Raw genomic sequence first — 16,327 nt, 5'->3', positions numbered from 1 at the left:
TTTGGCGTCTTTTCGGCTAGGCTTGCTCAACGTCATCTCTTGCCGCGGGCCGCTGGCCAGCGGCAAATGCTGCTCCAATCGCAGCAACAAGCAGAGCGGCTCCTCCCCAAGCGAGCGCATCCGCACCGAACCAAGTGATCAGGCCGCCACCGAAGGCGCTGCCGAGCATTTGCCCGAAATACGTGGCGGACAGGTTCAATGCCGCCGAGGCTGAAGCCAGTTCCGGCGCCAGGAGCACCAGCCGTGCCTGCTGAGACGGATGAATAGCGAAACCGCCAAGCCCCCAGATCGAGATCGCCAGCATCGTAGTCGCCAGCGAGCCGTATGCGATGGGCCACATCGCAAACGCTGCAATCATAAGGGCAAGGCAAACGCCAACCACACGTCCGGCGCCAATGCGATCAATCACGCGGCTCGCGAAGTAATTGCCGGCAAGCCCCGCTACTCCGAACCAGCCGAACAGAAGGCCAATTCCCGTCGCATCGATGCCCAGGCTGTCCCTGAGGATGGGAGCCAGGTAGGTATAGAGTGTAAATTGACCTGCACACTGGAGAGCCGTGGTCAGCAACAAACATAGAATGACAGCGTTGCCCGCCAAAGACCGCCATGCGTTCCAGTCTACCGGTGTATTCGGCAGTTTGGCTGAAACCGTGAGCGCGACCCACGCCGCGCTCGCGAACGACATTGCGCCGACAAGGCCGAGCGTTACGCGCCAGCCAAGAACCGCTCCGAGTGCGTTTCCTGCAGGTATCCCGATCACGATCGAGAGCGTGAACCCGAGAAACATCGTGGCGATGGCTCTTCCGCTCCGTCCGGGCGGAGCTGCAAGACCCGCGGCAGCGATCGAGTGCGGAGTGGCGACCGCGGCAGCAAGGCCTGCAAATATGCGCGCCGCTGCAAGCGTGCTGTAGGTCGGCGCCACCGCCGCGGCAAACTGCAGGACTCCAAACAAGCCAAGTCCCGCCGCAATCAAGTCCCGCCGACCAAATCGCCTCGTGAGAGGTATCAGCAGCGGCGCCCCGACCGCGAGCGCAAGCGAGTAGGCGGACATCAACTGTCCCGCACCCTGCGACTGACGTCCCAAGCTCCCGCGCGATTTCGTTGAGCAGACCAGTCACCGCGAAAGCGCCGATCCCCACAACGAAGTAGCCGAATGCAAGAGCTGCGGTGGATTTTGGTTCTGCGCACACGACCTCACGTAAGCTCCGGATGTGGTCGCTGGACACGCCGGCAGCCGCTCACATGCGGCGCGCACGAATATCGACTTCCTTCCGCCAGTTTTCGTGGTCCAAACTCCGCTCCGCCGTCCAATGAAAAGACGCCGGTTCAATTTCGGAAAAGGTCCAGCGCATCGAGCCGCCTCGTGGATCCGGACCTTCCTGCACAATATCTCGGTCTCGTGCGCGGCCGATCTGTTGCGTGAAAACGTCGGTCGCAGGGTCATTCCATAGAATGCGCCAAGCATCGAGATTCGGATCGTAGATGCGCAGCGTCGTTCCGTACCAATTTCCTGCCCCGGGGAGCTGTTCAATACCCGGGCGCCGTTGCTCGAGGCGCGGGATCATCCAAACGTCCTGTATGGCGCGGCCCTGCAATATCCAGCCTGCGTGAATCTCGCCGCGACCGGCATGGGTGGACCCGTCCTCAAGTATTGTGGTGACGTCCATCTCCCACTGACCGACGAGCCACGAATACAGTTCTAGCTTGGCCTTGCGCTCTGGATCCGGGCCATCGGCGTGGAGCACGCGAGGAAATGATGTGGTAAGCGAGCTTGGCGCTTGCGCATTTCTGGTGTGCGCAGATGTCATCGTAGCCTCCTCTGACTCTAACGATTGGCCTCACAGTGGGCCTCGATCCGATAATCCATCGGGATAAATCAAAGGTCGCCGCATGGAACTTGCTGACTGTCACGGGCCGTGCCGCGAAACTGAAGCGCAAGCCTGAGGCGGGATCCGGATCGACCGGTTGGCCCTGCAGATGTGGCGCGGCGCCGGTTTTCGCTTGGGAAAAATTGCTAAATATGGTGGGGCTGGCCGGAACAGCCCGTTGCCCGCTCTGTTGGAGAACCCGAGACCGAATTGTGCGTTCTGGCGTTATGGCACTCAAGATTCAGGTATTGGCGTCTGGCCCCGGTTGGAGCGTGCGCGACGTGGTCTGCGACTTCGGGCCGCACGACCACTCTTTCGTCGAGCAGCATGCCGAAACGGCAATCTCGCCAGTGGCGCAAGGAAGCTTTCAGTACCGGACGCAGGTTGGAGCCGCGACGCTCGTGCCGGGATCGCTTCTGCTCGGCAATGCCGGCAGTTGCTTCGAGTGCGGGCATGAGCATGCGCAGGGCGACCGGTGTCTCGCGTTTCATTTCGCGCCAGCATTCTTCGAGAGCATTGCCGCAGGCGTGCCGGGCGCACGCAGGACTACATTCGTCCATGCCGGCTTGCCTCCGACAAACGAACTCATTGGGCTACTCGCCGATGCTGAAGTCGCCCGCGATCAGCGCGACGGAGCAGCTCTTGAGGAAATCGCGACCCGACTTGCCGGCGCCGTTTTGATGATGACCGCCGACAAAGTTGCGCCTATCCGCACTCCAAGCGCGCACGATGAGCGGCGGATTACCCGGGCGATCCGCCGTATCGATGCACAACCAGATGGAAGGCTAGGGCTCAACGCGCTTACCCGCGAAGCTGCAATGAGTCCCTATCATTTTCTGCGCACGTTCCGGCAAGTAGCCGGAATGACGCCGCATCAGTACATTCTGCATACGCGGCTCCACCGTGCTGCAAGGCGGCTCCGCGAGAGCTCGGATCCGATTTCCAGGATCGCTTTCAAGGCTGGCTTCGAGGATCTGGCCACTTTTAACCGGCGATTCCGCCGACTGATCGGTACAACGCCGAGCACCTACCGCGCGGTCAGTTAGACAGTCACTGCGGCGTGCTCGAATAGAGAGCAGGTTCTTGAGCACTTTGCTGGCAGGATCGCTATTGTAACCGCTGCGACAAGCCGCATCAGAAGGCGATGCTTGGCACCGATCGCGGCTAGGCCTCTTTCTTCTTGGCCGGCTTTTTCGCCGCCTTCGCCGTCGCTGCTTCCTCGGCCGCGTTCCTGATCGCCCGCGCGTAACTATCGGCGGTGTTTTGCGCCGAGTTTTGCAGCCGCTTGGCCGCGGCCGTACCGAGCTCCATCGTGCTCTTGGCGATCAGCCGGAATTGGTCTCGCGCCTCCTTGTCCTTTGCCTTGGCCGCGCGGGCCATGATCTGGTCGCGCCGCTTCTTCACGGCTGCCATCAGGCTCTTGTTCTGCGCTTTTGCGATTTGCCGGATGACGACGTCGAGATCGGCTTCAGCCATTATGAGTCACTCTTGCCGCACCATGCCACCGGTCAGGGTGCGCTGATGCATTGGCGCATTACGGTTGATGAAGGAACAGGCAGCATTGTGTCGCCCCGGCGTGATGATTTCAAGCGCGATTTGGCAGCGGTGCGGCGTGACGGCTTGCTCAACCTTGAAGCTGACGCACAAAGCCGGGCGTCATGCCGGAAGGATCCGCCGATAACCGTCGGTTAACGTTGTGTTGCTACGCATTCGCAACCGACAGGAAAGGCAAGCGGATGCGAAACCTCACCGTCTATCAGCGCTTTGCGATGGTCATTGCGGCGCTGACGATCGTGCTGCTGGCCGTCTCCGCCTTGCAGATCCTGGTGCTGCGCGATGCGGTCCTGGCCGAGCGGCGCACCACGGTCCGCAATCTTGTCGAGGCCGCGACGAAGATCCTCGCCCAGTACGAGGGTGAGGCCAAGGCCGGCAAGATCGAGCCTGACCGGGCGCGTCAGATGGCCTTTGCTTCGATCGGCGCCATGCGCTGGGGTGAACACGCCGACTACATCGGCGTGTACGGCACGGGAAGCGCCGATGCCGGCGTCACCTATGTGCACGTCAATCCGAAATACATCAACGTCAACCGCTGGGAGTTCAAGGACAAGAGCGGCAAGCTGTTGATCCAGGATATCGTGCGGACCGCGCGCGCCGGCGGTGGCTTTGTCGAGTATCTGGCGCCCCGCTCCGCCGGCGGAGCCGAACTTCGTAAGCTCGCCTATGTCGGGGCGTTTGGCACAGGCGACAAGCTTCTCGCCATCCAGGCCGGCGTTTATGTCGACGACATCGACGCGGTGGTCTTCAGTCGGATGATCTGGGCTGGAATCGCCGGGCTGGCCGGCCTGGCAATCGCGGCCTTCTCTGCATTCTGGCTCGGCCGCGGCATGGTCGTCCCGCTCAACAGAACCTGCTCGGCGATGGACGAACTGGTCAAGGGCAACCTTGCTGCCGAGATTCCGTTCGTCGACCGGACCAACGAGATCGGCCGGATTGCGCGAAGCCTCCAGGTCTTCAAGGATCATCTGGTGGAAACCACGCGGCTGCGCACCGAACAGGAAGCGATGAAGACGCGTTCCGCCGAGGAGCGGCAAGCGGTTCTGTCCCGCATCGCCGACGAATTCGAGCGTAGCATCGGCGGGGTGATCCAGGGCACCGCAACGGCCGCCGACGAATTGCAGAATTCGGCTTCGTCGATGTCCACGATTGCGGTGGGAACGACGGATCAGAGCGCGAAGGTCGCGGCCGCCGCCGAGCAGACGGCGTCGAATGTCCAGACCGTTGCTGCGTCAGCGGAGGAGCTGTCGTCCTCGATCCAGGAGATCGCGCGGCAGGTTACCCAATCTTCGTCAATTGCCCAGAATGCGGTCGGGCAGGCCAACCGGACCGAGGCCATGGTCGGCCGCCTGGTCGAGGCCTCGCAAAAGATCGGCGAGGTCATGGCGCTGATCCAGACCATCGCGGGACAGACGAACTTGCTGGCGTTGAACGCGACCATCGAAGCTGCGCGGGCCGGCGAGGCCGGCAGAGGCTTCGCCGTCGTCGCCAACGAGGTGAAGGCGCTGTCGGCGCAGACCGCCAAGGCTACCGACGAAATCACCAGCCAGATCCAGGAAATCCGCGATGCGACCGGTTCGACGGTCAATGCAATCCGCGAGATCGGCACCACGATCGGGCAAATGAACGAGATCGCAGGCTCCATTGCGGCCGCCGTCGAAGAGCAGGGCGCTGCGACCAACGAGATCGCCCGCAGCGTCCAGCAGGCGGCGCAAGGCGCCCAAGAGGTGATGCAGAACATCACGGGCGTGCGCGAAGCTTCGAGCAAGGTCGACGCTGCCGCGAGCCTCGTGCTTAATGCCGCCGGTCAACTGACGTCGCAATCCGAGCAGCTCAAAACTGAAACCGGCAAATTCCTCGGCAACGTCCGGGCCGCGTGACATCTCGCGTCAGCCCTTCCGCGTTTGAAAGGGACTTGCGATGATCAGTCGCCGAGCCGCAAATTGAGCTCGCGCCCGAGCCACTCGCCTCGATCGGCCAGCGGCGTCAGCGTTCAGTTCAGCCGCGCGCCGATCCCCGTGAGCACGCGATAATCCGGCTTGGATTGAACGCCGTTGTGCTGGTTGATGACCGGCACGCCGACGGAGACAAAGCCGGAGAAGCGATCGAAGCCCACCCGCACGCCGGGCGAGAGATAGACCGTGGTGCCGCCCGAATTGGGGTCGGGAATTCCGGCGATGCGCTGCTTGTCGTGCCACTCGCCATTGAGCTCGAGAACGAGGTCGAGCGTATAGGGCGTCTTCTTCATGTCGCTGTGGTCGTGGTTGGCGTGATAGAGGCAATGCTCCTGCAATTGATTGCGCGGCTGCATGCAGTATTCGTGCAGCTCCACCTCTTTCGCGGATCCGGTTGGCCCGACCAGGCGATACGACACGGCGGTGCCGAACAAAAAGCGGTCGCCGAGATTGGTGTCCTGCGTGCCCGTGCTGATCAGGTAATAGAGGCCGCTCACGTCGAACGACCAGCGGCCAGCGCGTTTGGTCAAGGCGGCGCCGAACAGGCCGTCCCAGGACCCCGAGCCCGGCTGAAATTCGGCCTGAAAAAGTTGACCGGCGGCGTCACGCCGGTTGGTGACACCGGTCGGTGCCTTGAAGCCGAACAGCACGGCGGCCGACGTTCCCGTCTGCGCGTTGTTGTGGAAGCGATATTGCCCGAGCATGGTCACGTCGCCGAACCCTGCCGAATTGCCGCGCCTGTTGATGCCGTCGGGGCTCATCAGGCTGCTCATGTCGCTCATATTCATCATGCCCATATGGCCGCCGCTCAGCATGTCCTCGGCGGGCTCGCTGATACCCGAGCGGCGGACGCCGGCGGCGCGAACGGCAACGGTCAGGTCATTGGTGATGCCGTAGGCCACCGAAAGCGAGACGGCATCGATCGAGCGGATCGAATGCGCGTGCGTGCCGCGGCTCGCGGCGGCAAGCAGGTCGGCGTCGCTGAGCTGGCCCAATCGGATGAACTCGTAGCGGACCGATGCGGCGATCAGTCCTTCGGAAAGCGTGTCGGCCGAGATGGTGTTGATGGGACCGCCGCTGCCGGTATTGCCCCCACCGCCCGGATGATGCGCTTCTGCGGGAGCGGTGAAAAAAAGCATCATGGATGAAAAGATGCCGGCCGCCGGCCGTCTAAGATACGCACACACATACGCCCCCTGTACTCACTGTCTGGCGATTAGCCATCGCAATCGGGCGCGAGATTGACTGGATCTTGCGAGAAGCGCGGCTTGCCCGCGACGGAAGGGAAGCGGAAAAGCGGACGCGCCGTCGCCGGCGTGACGTCCGTGTGGCTGACGCGTGTTGGGCGAATGGCGAGAGAGGCGCAATCGTTTGCTTGGTTGTATGTCCGGGGTCGCACGCGTCACAGCGCAGTGGCCGCAATCACGTCCGGCAGTGGCCGTAATCACGGCGAGCGCCAGCCGTAATCGCGTCCGATTGATTCTCTACACGCTTCACTGTCCAGCGCGCGTATCGGAGTAGGACAATTATGACAAGTATCGTTAGAGATATCTTTGTGTTTGTCACCGCGGCTATTTTTGTCGCAGCGAGTTTGCTCATTGCGACCAGCGTCGGCGCGCATGAGTACAAGGTCGGCGCGCTCGACATCGGCCATCCCTGGTCGCGCCCGACTCCGAAGGATGCCAATATCGCGGGCGGCTATCTCACCATCACCAACAAGGGAAAGACTGCGGATCGTCTGATCGGCGGCACGTCGCCCGTGGCAGGCCAGATCGAGGTGCACGAGGTGGTCGATGTGGACGGTATGGCGAAGACGCGGCCGCTCGCGAACGGTCTCGAGATCAAGCCCGGCAAGACCGTGGAGCTCAAGCCCGGCGCCTATCGCATCCTGCTGATGGGCCTCAAGGAGCCGTTCCTGATTGGCCAGAAGGTGAAGGGCACGCTTGTGTTCGAGAAGGCCGGGCCTGTCGATATTATCTACAACGTCGAGGAGAACGTCGGAGCCGCCGTCAGTGGTGTCAATGGTGTCGCGCACAAGCACCATTAGTGCGGTCGCGCTCTGCCAGGATCTCGGGCCGTGTCCAGCTCAAGCCAAATGTCGCTCGTCACCATCGGCAGGCCACCGTCGTCACCGCAGAGAACGCAGGCTGCCTGGCGTTCCGCCGCCACGGTCTTGTCCGCATCACTTCTCGGTATCGGACTGGCCTACTCTGCCTGCATATTGCTGATCCCGGCCGCAGGGCATGGGAACAGCGCGTCCTTCTCTTCGGCCAACGATCGTTCGCAAGGTGTGATCTGCTTAAGCAGCAATTCGCTGCAGGCAGCTCGCGCCAATGAGTGAACCGGTCGAGCTTGGCCCAACTTGTCCGGCATCGAGATAGTTTGCGCGGTATCGCGGCGCCGCCGTGCGCATGTCCGCAGGCGACGATGCTGGCGGCATTGCCGTGACAAGCCGCGGCCATCACCTGCATCCGCCGTCAACAGTTCGGAAACCACACGCGCTCTCTTCCAGTCCCGCTAACTAATCGAAAATCGTTCTGCCGCAAATTCGTGCCCGGGAAAGGGAATGGGGAGATCCAAACAATGAACGGGCTGGCCATCATGGAAAACGTTCGCCGCTACCGCACAATCGCATCGTTGTACCGCCAGACCGCGGCCTTCCGGCCGCTTCATAGCGGTTCCCTGCTGGCGCAAGCCAGGGAATGGGAGCATCGCGCCGTAGCGGAGCTGGAAGCCTATTATGAGGCTTTCTGTCAGGCCGCTTCCGGCAATACGCCAACCCACTCCGCAAGCTGCGCGGTGAACTGACGGCGGTGCGCTCCGGGAGTTAACGAATTCAGGCGGCGTGGGTAAGATCCATTTACCTTCGCCGTCCCAGATGGGTAACTCGATCGATCCAACTGCCATCCTCGACAGTGATACGATCGAAATTTACGGTGGCCCGCTTGGGGCTTCTTTCGTGGGTTGCATATCAGCTCGCCGACGCTATCAGTCCGACCCGCATGTCCCTGGCGACATAGACGCATGTATCGTCGGCAAACACACGGCCGTTCGCAATTGCAACCGCCAGTTTGCCGCGCCTGACGTGGCGCATGCTGACCTCGTATCGCACGCGCCTTGTGTCCGGCTTGACACCGCCTTGTAACTTGACCTCGCCAACGCCGACCGCGCGTCCTTTGCCTGGGGAGCCCGACCAGCCAAGCCAATAGCCAATGACCTGCCACATGGCGTCGAGACCGAGGCAGCCCGGCATTACCGGATCACCGGCAAAGTAGCAGTCAAAAAACCAGAGGTCCGGCGTGATATCGAGCTCGCCGATGACATGGCCTTTGCCGAATTCGCCGCCGTCTACGCTGATCTCGATGATGCGGTCCATCATCAGCATCGGCGGTGCCGGGAGCTGAGCATTGCCCGGGCCGAAATAGCCGCCTTCGCTCGACTTGAGCAGATCTTCCCTTGTGTAGGACGGTTGCGGAGCGTGAAAGTCGCGCGGGTCGGACACGGCCATGTCACCTCTGACGATGTTTAGCGGGCGGTTGTCAAATGTGCTTTCCGTAGCCTGACTTCAAGCAAAGTTTCCGCCGCATGCCTTCGGGGTCGCGCTCGATGGCCGGCTATGGTCCGCGCGGGGCGCGTTCGGCACGCCGGGCGCGAAACTTCTTATGGTCTGCTGCCTTATCAACACATTGCGGATTCAGTGAATCTGGACTCTGATGACTGTTGGGTCGATCCGGATGCCGAAGACCTTGCGCCCGATCGTGTCGTTGCTGCTGGGGCTCGCGTTCCTGCTGGCAGGCAGCGGCCTGCAATTCACGTTGCTGCCGTTGCGCGGCAGCGCGGAAGGCTTTGACGATCTTGCGCTCGGTGTCATCAGCTCGGCCTATTACGTCGGCTTCGTCAGCGGCTGTCTGCTCGCGCCCTATCTGATCCAGCGCGCGGGACACATTCGCGCTTTTACAGCGATGGTGGCGGTGGCGGCGGCCGTGGCGCTTGCCCACGCGCTCGCGCCGGTGGTCGCGGCCTGGATAGTTTTCCGCGGCGTAACCGGCCTCTGCCTCGCCGGTCTCTACCTGGTGGTCGAGAGCTGGCTCAACGATCGCGCCTCCAACGAGACTCGCGGTCTCGTGCTGTCGGCTTACGTGGTGGTCAACTACGGCGCCATCACATTTGGTCAGGCCCTGGTAACGCTTTATCCGATCGCTGAGGCTGGGAACTTCATGGTGGCCGCCATGCTTTCCTCGTTGGCCATCGTTCCGGTGGCCCTGACCCGTGCGGCGCAACCAGCACCGATTACCACAGTCAGCTTTCGCGTCGGACAGCTATACCGCGCGGCACCCGTCGCGCTGGTCGCAAGTTTCATGATTGGCGCGGCTAACGGTGCATTCTGGGGCCTTGCGCCGCTGTCGGCCGCCGGCAGCGGCCTCAGCATCGATCAGGTGGCGCTGTTCATGAGTACGGCGGTGCTGGCAGGAGCGATCGTCCAGTGGCCGGTAGGCCGTCTGTCCGACCGCGTCGATCGCCGCCTGGTGCTGCTCGTTCTCTTGATCGGAGCCGCCGCCGCGGGCATTGCCTCGTGGCTGATCTCCGCATCCGGAATGATGCTGCTGCTGTTCGGTATCCTCTTCGGGGCGCTCGCGCTGCCCGGCTATTCGCTCGCTGCGGCTCATGCCTATGACAAGACCCCAGCGAGTGATGTCGTACCGATCGCCGCCACGATCCTGCTCACCAACGGCCTCGGTTCAGTGGTCGGACCGCTCATTGCCGCTGCCTTCATGTCGGCGGAAGGGCCACGCGCCTTGTTCCTGTTCACCGCGATGGTCCAGGCGTTGCTTGCGGCCTACGTTTTGTATCGCACGCAGGTGCAGGTCTCGCTGGCTTCGCCACAGAAGACCGACTTCGATCTTGCCGCGACAGCACTCGTGGGCACGGTTGTCACGCACGATGCGCTGGACCCGGCCGATCCCTCGATTATTATCCCGGAGGCCTATGCGCGCGCGCCCATGCAAGCCAATGCCAGATCGACTCCATCGTCGGAGAGCTGACCTTGGGCGGGCTCGCCGGTTGACGCGGCATCATGAACGACAAGGCCTGCTGGTCGAGCCGCACGCTTTTAGCGGAGGCGCAGCGTGAACTTGGCCGGTAGAGCCGCGACTATCTCGTCGCACGCGTGCGCCCGGCAACAGTGCGCGCGCCACGGTCGATGGAGAGGGCACTATTGCTTCGCCGTGGCGCTATGATGGCGCAGCAAATTCGCTGATGGTGTACGCTGTTGCGCGCGGCGATGCGCAGGGTGCCTACGCAAAAGAAGCCCGCATCCGGTGCCGTCGGGCGCTTCAGCGCGGCACGAAAGGCGCTGCCAGGACCGCGAGCATGCCAAAGGCGGCGATGTTCCAGAACAGCGAGCGGATGAGCGGTATTCCGGATATATAAAGCGCGGTGTAAGCGATGCGCCCGCAGATATAGGCAATCGATCCCCAATGGGTCAGCTCATTGTGAACGCCCGCCGCCTGAACAGTGAGAACCGCCGCGGCAAAGAACGGAAACGTCTCCATGTAGTTGCGGAAGTTACGGTTGATGCGCCCGGGGATGGGCGTGAGCGGCGGCATCTCGACGTCGCGCGGGCTCGCGGCCCATTTGAGGCCGTACTGTGCGTTTGCGGCCTGCGCCGCAGCGACGAGCTGAAGGAAGCCCCAAAGAGTTGCGGTTGCCAGCACCATTAGCTCGAAGCTCATGCCCATCCTGTGTCCTCTTTCAAAAAGGTGCGGCCGGCTTTCAGCATTCCTGCGTTACCCCGCACTCCAAACGCCATGCCGAGGGCCCCGTCGACCATTTGCGCGACAAAGCCGATCGCGATCAGAGTGAGAAACTGAATGTCCATCGAGGGGCAATCCCCGGCCTGGGTCCCGCGTGGTCACGTGTTATAGAGGAGGCGCGCCTCTCTCGTCAGGTGTCGATGGCGCCTTTGATACGTTTTCGCGCAAGCGGCGGTTCGCACAGAAGCGTGCCGGTGGCGCTCACCACGGCATTCGCAAGGCAGCCGCGATTGCGGGGGAAACGCTTGACCGGGACGTATATCAGACATCAGACGGACGTCGACGTACCCGGCAGCCAGCTAGCGAAACAGCGGGATCGAACAGGTGCTCCAGTCGTGGTGGTGATCCAGGTCTGCTTCGGCGTGGCGCACCCGACACGATTCGAACGTGTGACCTTTGCCTTCGGAGCAAGATAACGTGCCCATCCGAAAAATGCGATAGGGCACGCTATGCTACTATCCATCTGAAGCAACTGGATATTCTCAACAACACGAGCGGCGTTCCTATCCGAAAACCCGCACTGATTTTTCTCCCGCGTGCTTACGCACTGCTTACGCGGCTTGTGCAGGCTGTGGCGCTTGTGCCTTATGATGGCCAAGAGCGCAGGTGGCCCCGATGCCCGAGTTCAAAAAAAGTGCGATATCCAGCACGGCAAGTTCGCATCGGTGGATGGCGCTAAGTACGCGTCTCCTAAGCGCTGTTGTATTAGCGCTCGTTGTTGGCGTCGTTGCGGCTGTCGCGGATTCGGCTGTGTCTGTGGGCAGCCTTGGCGCCGCTCTCGCGATTGTAGTTCTCGGCGCCTTCGTCTGCGCGGAGTTCCGCCGCGTTTCGTGGCTACGCTTGATCGGCATTGACACCGCGCTCTGCCTAGTCGTCCCATCGCTGCTTGCAGACCTTTCATGGGTGCCCCGAAACACGATCGGGTCGCTGGGCGCCGCCATGGAGCGTTTGGACGTCGTGGGATGGGTTATCAGCGTTCTTGTTCTCGGCGGCTGCGTGCAGGTCGACTGGAAAATCATGCGGAGCATGGCCATGAAGCTTGGCGTCCCGGTCTTCTGCGGAAGCCTCGCGGCATTGGCGGCGACATGGGGTTGGGCGGCCCTATGGGCGACGGATTTCTCCAGTGCGCTTTTCCTGCAGGTGGCACCGATGATGGCCGGTGGGTTGACTGCTGGAGCGCTGCCGCTTGCGACGGGTTACGCCAACCAATGGGGGCAGATGCAGGGCGCGCTGCTGGCTCAGATGCTTCCTTCGCTGCTCGTCGCCAATCTCCTAGCGATTGCCGTCGCGGGGATAATCGGCATGATCCATCCGGCCGATGGGGTCCGGGGCGGCGCCGCTACATCGGCCGCCGCGGAGTCCGTCCGTCCGGCGATATCGGCATGGCGATCGGTGCCGTCATCGCGCTGTATCTCTGCGGCGCCGTGGTTTCGTATTGGTTCGGAGTCTCCGCCCCCTTGGTCGTCATCCTCGTGGGCATGACGGCCAGCGCGCTGGATGGTATACCGGCACCCGTTGTGCGCGGAATGAAAGCCGTCCAGAACTACTTCACGTCCTATCTGCTCTTTCCCGTGTTGTGGCTGGTCGGCCTGATGCTCGTGCCTTGGGAATACCTCGTGGCGGGCTTTGCAGCGCCCCTCCTGAGCATGGCGTTCGCAGCGGTCCTGGCTCTTTCCGTTACCGGTTATCTCGTCTCGAGATGGATGGGGCTGAACCCGGCCGACGGCGCAACGATCACGCTTTCAAGGGTAGCCATGGGCGGAACTGGCGCCATTGCGATCCTCAGCGCAGGAGATCGCGTGAACCTGCTACCCTTCGCGCTTCTGGTGACGCGCCTCGGCGGAGCGCTGACCGTGTTGCTCACGTTGCAGGCCGCGACTGTGCTACAACCTTGACGAGGTAAGCCGAGAGCGCACGCGGGTGCGAAAAGGGGGCAGCTTGCAACTGCGGCACCTGCGATACTTCGTCAAGATCGTCGAAGCGGGAAGCTTCTCCCGGGCCGCCGCGACGATCCATGTGGCGCAGCCCGCGCTCAGCCAACAGATTGCGGAACTCGAAGAAGAACTCGGCGTGCCGGTGTTGCAGCGCCATGCGCGGGGCATAAGCCCTACGCCCGCTGGCGAGGTGCTTTACCGCGAAGCAGTGGTCATATTGCGGCGGATCGAGCAATTGCCGGGAATTGTGCGTTCGACCGGCGGCGAGCCTGACGGCGTCGTGGCTCTCGGCATGTCGTCCACTCTGGCGGCGACGGTGGGCGGGCCCTTTATCCAGACGTGCCGCGAGCGGCTTCCAAAGGTGATGGTGAAGTTTTACATCTCGGACAGCGAGACGCTGAAACGTGAAATCTCGACCCATGCGCTCGACCTAGCGCTTCTTTTCGAGGATCAGTTTGCCGCCGGCTACTCTCGAGCGCCTCTTTTCCGACAGCGTCTCTATTATATCGGAGACAAGCGGATATCGCGGTCCACCGGGACGATCTCGATGGAAAAGCTCGCAAAGCTTCCGCTTGTTCTTCCGACTGCACCGAACATCCTGCGCTCCGTTCTCGATCGCGAGTTCGCCGGGATCGGCGTGTCGCCGAATATCGTCAGCGAGGGAGATCAGCTCAGCTCGATCATGTCTCTTGTCCGACAGGGGCTGGGCGGGACAGTGTTGCCGCGCGGCTTCGAACATGGCGAAGGAGCCGGCGATCTCGGGGTCCCGTCACTGATTGAGCCGCCTCTCTTCCTGACAGCCTCCGTGATGTGGTCGAGCGACACTGCGCTCAGCCGTGCGGCGGAGGCCGTACGCCTCGCGCTAGCGGACTACGTCATCGCGCTTACGCGCGAGCATGTCTATCCAGGGCTCGAGCTTCTTGGTCAAAGTTAGCTATCGGCGGTCAATATAGGCGCATACGAAGACGGTATTTGTGCGCCTTATGGAGATCGGGTTTGTCTGCGGTCCAATGAAGTCGCGCCAATACTGGCGGCCGGCATTGAAGGATCGAAGCAATGGCAAATCTGATTTACCGCGTGGTGTCTGCCTGTGGCGCGCTGGGCTACGGCTATCCGAAGGAATGCCTCGACGAAGCGCTGAAGGGTCGCATCGACGCCATCATTTCCGACGCCGGCTCGATGGATGCCGGTCCCTACTATCTCGGGACGGGCACGGAATATTTCGAGCGTGATGCCGTCAAACTCGACTATCGGCACATGGTCGAAGCTGGCAGCAGGCTCGGCGTTCCCGTCATTCTGGGAAGCTGCGGCATGGCCGGCGGCGACCGCAATCTCGACTACATGCTGGATATCGCCAAGGAAGTCTTCGCCGAACTGGGGATCGCCAACGCCAAAGTCGCCGTGATCAGCGCCGAGCTGGACCCCGAAGTCGTCATCAACGAGCTCAAAGCGGGCGCGCTGCGCTGCACCGGGCTCGGTCCGGAGCTCGACGAGGAAGCGCTGCGTGAGAGCACGATCGTCGGACAGATGGGAATCCACCCGCTGATCACAGCGCTGGAGAGTGGCGCGCAATATATCTTTGCCGGCCGCTCTTGTGACATCGCGCTCTTCGCCTCGGATATGATCCGCCGCGGCATCGATGCCGGCCTCGCCTACCATGTCGGGCATGTACTTGAATGCGGCGCGCTAGCCTGCGATCCAGGTTCGCCGTCGGATTGTCTCGTCGCCGAAGTCTACGACGACAACTCGGCGCTGTTCGTCGCCCCCAATCCCACACGCCGCTGCACTTCGTACTCGATCGCCGCGCACTCGCTCTACGAAGAGAGCCATCCGCAGCTCCAGTTCTACCCCGAAGGTATCCTGGCGATGGAGAAGACGGAGTTCTTCTCAAAAGATTCGCGGGTCGCCGGCATACGCAACAGCCGCTTTGTCCGATCGGGTAAGCCCTGGCCGTGGAGCATCAAGCTGGAAGGAGCCCGCCGCCTCGGCGCCCGCAAAGTGTCGCTGCTCCATATCGACCCCGCCGACCTGCCGAAAGTGCCGGCGGATGTGCTGGTCTACGGCCGCAACGGCGTGCAGGCCCGACCCACGGCTTCCGGCCATCGTGAGCTTGGCATCATCATCGAGACCACCGCAAAGTCCGAAGAGGCTGCCGTGCTGCTGGCTAGCCTGCTCACCCATTACCTCATCCACTACGGCTATCCAGGACGAAAGGCAACCGCCGGCAACATTGCTTATCCGCTCTCGCCCAACCTCGTCAGCTTCCGCCGATCTAACGGCTCGTTCGGTGCGATCGTTCCTAGCGGCACCCGCGATCCGGTGTTCTTTGCCAACTATGACAAGATCAAGAAGGCGGTGATCAACCTGATCGAAGCCGAATTTCCTACGGCACTTAAAGATGCGAGCTACCGGATCATCGATGCCGACGAGACTGCCCCCGCGATCCTCGTACGCACCATCGATCGCGATGCCGCATCGCTCGCGGCGCGACACGCTGCCGAGGTCGCACGGATCACCAATCTTGTCACGCCCAAGCCAGGCTCTTTGATCGGGCTCGATGCACCCGACGCTTACGAGTGGACGCTCTACCACCTCCTTCAGAACGAGGATGTGATCAAGAACGCCATGTTCCCGATCACCTACTACGACGCGAAAGGAGCGAGCTGGACGAAGACCGGAGAAGCGCGGCCTGCCTATTTCGACGTTGGCGAGACCGGATACTCGCGAAGCCTGGACGACCGCACCCTCTGCCTCATTCAGGAAGTGCCCGTCTCCGGCCTCCGGGTCGGTGAGCATCGGCTGCTCGACATGGCGGTGGTCATCCGCTCCAAGGACGCCGGCATCAATCGGCTTACCTTCGATGTGATCTTCACCTCCGGCGAGAACTACGAGATCGCGTTGAGCTCGAACATGTTCACGCGCGAGAGCGTGGCGCGCATCCTCGACCTGCCGTTGGATCGCGTCGTCGGCACCTTCTTCGTCGATACGTGCAACGCGATCAAGATCTCGATCGACCGGCTCAATATTTCGGCCTCGCCCGACGAACGTGATGTGTTCGGCGCACAGCAGCAGTCCGCGATCGAGAACCTTTCGGTACCCGTCTATGCCCAAGCACTCGCCAAGGTGTCTTCGTTCTGAGCCAACGTCCGCGGGGAGCACTGTCTCCCGCTCCCCGCGACTTTCCTTCAGCAATACCACTCATG

At 62.1% G+C, this 16,327-nt stretch carries 17 protein-coding genes; 10 read left to right on the top strand and 7 right to left on the bottom strand.

What is annotated here, in order from left to right:
• Positions 1 to 16 precede the first annotated feature (16 nt).
• Together V1278_RS02060 and V1278_RS02055 are read right to left on the bottom strand one after the other, a co-directional pair.
• Complete coding sequence (locus V1278_RS02060; protein ID WP_334379541.1) at positions 17 to 1,084, bottom strand: MFS transporter; 1,068 nt, start codon at positions 1,082 to 1,084, stop codon at positions 17 to 19.
• Between the two features lie 154 nt (positions 1,085 to 1,238).
• Positions 1,239 to 1,808: a hypothetical protein gene (locus tag V1278_RS02055; protein WP_334379540.1), complete on the bottom strand. Its 570-nt coding sequence runs from the start codon at positions 1,806 to 1,808 to the stop codon at positions 1,239 to 1,241.
• A gap of 35 nt (positions 1,809 to 1,843) precedes the next feature.
• Between V1278_RS02055 and V1278_RS02050 the strand changes: the two genes are divergently transcribed.
• A complete protein-coding gene (locus tag V1278_RS02050; protein ID WP_334379539.1) occupies positions 1,844 to 2,914 on the top strand; it encodes a helix-turn-helix transcriptional regulator in 1,071 nt (356 codons plus the stop codon).
• 118 nt (positions 2,915 to 3,032) lie between these two features.
• Here V1278_RS02050 and V1278_RS02045 read toward each other — a convergent pair whose 3' ends face one another.
• A complete protein-coding gene (locus V1278_RS02045; protein ID WP_334379538.1) occupies positions 3,033 to 3,344 on the bottom strand; it encodes a hypothetical protein in 312 nt (103 codons plus the stop codon).
• A gap of 12 nt (positions 3,345 to 3,356) precedes the next feature.
• Here V1278_RS02045 and V1278_RS02040 point away from each other — a divergent pair, with 12 nt between their 5' ends.
• Together V1278_RS02040 and V1278_RS02035 are read left to right on the top strand one after the other, a co-directional pair.
• Positions 3,357 to 3,560 carry a hypothetical protein gene (locus V1278_RS02040; RefSeq protein WP_334379537.1) on the top strand — a complete coding sequence of 68 codons (204 nt, stop codon included), beginning with the start codon at positions 3,357 to 3,359 and terminating at the stop codon, positions 3,558 to 3,560.
• A gap of 44 nt (positions 3,561 to 3,604) precedes the next feature.
• Entirely contained in the window at positions 3,605 to 5,302 is a 1,698-nt protein-coding gene (locus V1278_RS02035; protein ID WP_334379536.1) for a methyl-accepting chemotaxis protein, read from the top strand.
• Positions 5,303 to 5,415: 113 nt separating this feature from the next.
• Here the strand turns inward: V1278_RS02035 and V1278_RS02030 are convergent, their stop codons facing one another.
• Positions 5,416 to 6,519, bottom strand: a complete 1,104-nt coding sequence (locus V1278_RS02030; RefSeq protein ID WP_334379535.1) for a transporter — start codon at positions 6,517 to 6,519, stop codon at positions 5,416 to 5,418.
• A 386-nt stretch (positions 6,520 to 6,905) separates the two neighbouring features.
• On the opposite strand from V1278_RS02030, the gene V1278_RS02025 reads away from it, so the two are divergent.
• Positions 6,906 to 7,424, top strand: coding sequence for a copper chaperone PCu(A)C (locus V1278_RS02025; protein WP_334379534.1), 519 nt, complete (start codon positions 6,906 to 6,908; stop codon positions 7,422 to 7,424).
• 536 nt (positions 7,425 to 7,960) lie between these two features.
• Complete coding sequence (locus tag V1278_RS02020; RefSeq protein WP_035726722.1) at positions 7,961 to 8,185, top strand: hypothetical protein; 225 nt, start codon at positions 7,961 to 7,963, stop codon at positions 8,183 to 8,185.
• Between the two features lie 163 nt (positions 8,186 to 8,348).
• Here the strand turns inward: V1278_RS02020 and fabA are convergent, their stop codons facing one another.
• On the bottom strand, positions 8,349 to 8,879 hold the full coding sequence (fabA, locus tag V1278_RS02015) for a bifunctional 3-hydroxydecanoyl-ACP dehydratase/trans-2-decenoyl-ACP isomerase (protein ID WP_334384078.1): 531 nt from the start codon (positions 8,877 to 8,879) through the stop codon (positions 8,349 to 8,351).
• Positions 8,880 to 9,090: 211 nt separating this feature from the next.
• Here fabA and V1278_RS02010 point away from each other — a divergent pair, with 211 nt between their 5' ends.
• On the top strand, positions 9,091 to 10,419 hold the full coding sequence (locus tag V1278_RS02010; RefSeq protein WP_334379533.1) for an MFS transporter: 1,329 nt from the start codon (positions 9,091 to 9,093) through the stop codon (positions 10,417 to 10,419).
• Between the two features lie 291 nt (positions 10,420 to 10,710).
• Here V1278_RS02010 and V1278_RS02005 read toward each other — a convergent pair whose 3' ends face one another.
• A complete protein-coding gene (locus V1278_RS02005; protein ID WP_334379532.1) occupies positions 10,711 to 11,109 on the bottom strand; it encodes an MAPEG family protein in 399 nt (132 codons plus the stop codon).
• Positions 11,106 to 11,255 carry a hypothetical protein gene (locus V1278_RS02000; RefSeq protein WP_334379530.1) on the bottom strand — a complete coding sequence of 50 codons (150 nt, stop codon included), beginning with the start codon at positions 11,253 to 11,255 and terminating at the stop codon, positions 11,106 to 11,108. Before V1278_RS02000 ends, V1278_RS02005 begins: the two co-directional genes overlap by 4 nt.
• A 550-nt stretch (positions 11,256 to 11,805) precedes the next feature.
• Here V1278_RS02000 and V1278_RS01995 point away from each other — a divergent pair.
• The 4 genes from V1278_RS01995 to V1278_RS01980 all read left to right on the top strand — a co-directional run bounded on the left by V1278_RS01995 (position 11,806) and on the right by V1278_RS01980 (position 16,262).
• Complete coding sequence (locus tag V1278_RS01995) at positions 11,806 to 12,672, top strand: 2-hydroxycarboxylate transporter family protein (protein WP_334379528.1); 867 nt, start codon at positions 11,806 to 11,808, stop codon at positions 12,670 to 12,672.
• Positions 12,573 to 13,085, top strand: a complete 513-nt coding sequence (locus V1278_RS01990; protein WP_334379527.1) for a 2-hydroxycarboxylate transporter family protein — start codon at positions 12,573 to 12,575, stop codon at positions 13,083 to 13,085. The genes V1278_RS01995 and V1278_RS01990 overlap by 100 nt, the downstream gene beginning before the upstream one ends.
• Before the next feature lie 43 nt (positions 13,086 to 13,128).
• Positions 13,129 to 14,058, top strand: coding sequence for a LysR substrate-binding domain-containing protein (locus V1278_RS01985; RefSeq protein ID WP_334379526.1), 930 nt, complete (start codon positions 13,129 to 13,131; stop codon positions 14,056 to 14,058).
• Positions 14,059 to 14,180: 122 nt separating this feature from the next.
• A complete protein-coding gene (locus V1278_RS01980) occupies positions 14,181 to 16,262 on the top strand; it encodes a DUF4387 family protein (RefSeq protein ID WP_334379525.1) in 2,082 nt (693 codons plus the stop codon).
• The last annotated feature ends 65 nt before the right edge of the window (positions 16,263 to 16,327 follow it).

It is taken from the genome of Bradyrhizobium sp. AZCC 1577, assembly GCF_036924575.1.
Lineage (GTDB): Bacteria > Pseudomonadota > Alphaproteobacteria > Rhizobiales > Xanthobacteraceae > Bradyrhizobium.
The sequence above is the reverse complement of the archived record's forward strand: the minus strand, read 5'-3'. Positions and strand labels throughout refer to the sequence as shown.

Coding starts and splice junctions, on each gene's coding strand:
- V1278_RS02055 (WP_334379540.1), bottom strand. CDS start 1,808: ATGACATCTGCGCACACCAGAAATGCGCAAGCGCCAAGCTCGCTTACC.
- V1278_RS02045 (WP_334379538.1), bottom strand. CDS start 3,344: ATGGCTGAAGCCGATCTCGACGTCGTCATCCGGCAAATCGCAAAAGCG.
- V1278_RS02035 (WP_334379536.1), top strand. CDS start 3,605: ATGCGAAACCTCACCGTCTATCAGCGCTTTGCGATGGTCATTGCGGCG.
- V1278_RS02030 (WP_334379535.1), bottom strand. CDS start 6,519: ATGATGCTTTTTTTCACCGCTCCCGCAGAAGCGCATCATCCGGGCGGT.
- V1278_RS02025 (WP_334379534.1), top strand. CDS start 6,906: ATGACAAGTATCGTTAGAGATATCTTTGTGTTTGTCACCGCGGCTATT.
- V1278_RS02020 (WP_035726722.1), top strand. CDS start 7,961: ATGAACGGGCTGGCCATCATGGAAAACGTTCGCCGCTACCGCACAATC.
- V1278_RS02010 (WP_334379533.1), top strand. CDS start 9,091: ATGACTGTTGGGTCGATCCGGATGCCGAAGACCTTGCGCCCGATCGTG.
- V1278_RS02005 (WP_334379532.1), bottom strand. CDS start 11,109: ATGAGCTTCGAGCTAATGGTGCTGGCAACCGCAACTCTTTGGGGCTTC.
- V1278_RS02000 (WP_334379530.1), bottom strand. CDS start 11,255: ATGGACATTCAGTTTCTCACTCTGATCGCGATCGGCTTTGTCGCGCAA.
- V1278_RS01995 (WP_334379528.1), top strand. CDS start 11,806: ATGCCCGAGTTCAAAAAAAGTGCGATATCCAGCACGGCAAGTTCGCAT.
- V1278_RS01990 (WP_334379527.1), top strand. CDS start 12,573: ATGGCGATCGGTGCCGTCATCGCGCTGTATCTCTGCGGCGCCGTGGTT.
- V1278_RS01980 (WP_334379525.1), top strand. CDS start 14,181: ATGGCAAATCTGATTTACCGCGTGGTGTCTGCCTGTGGCGCGCTGGGC.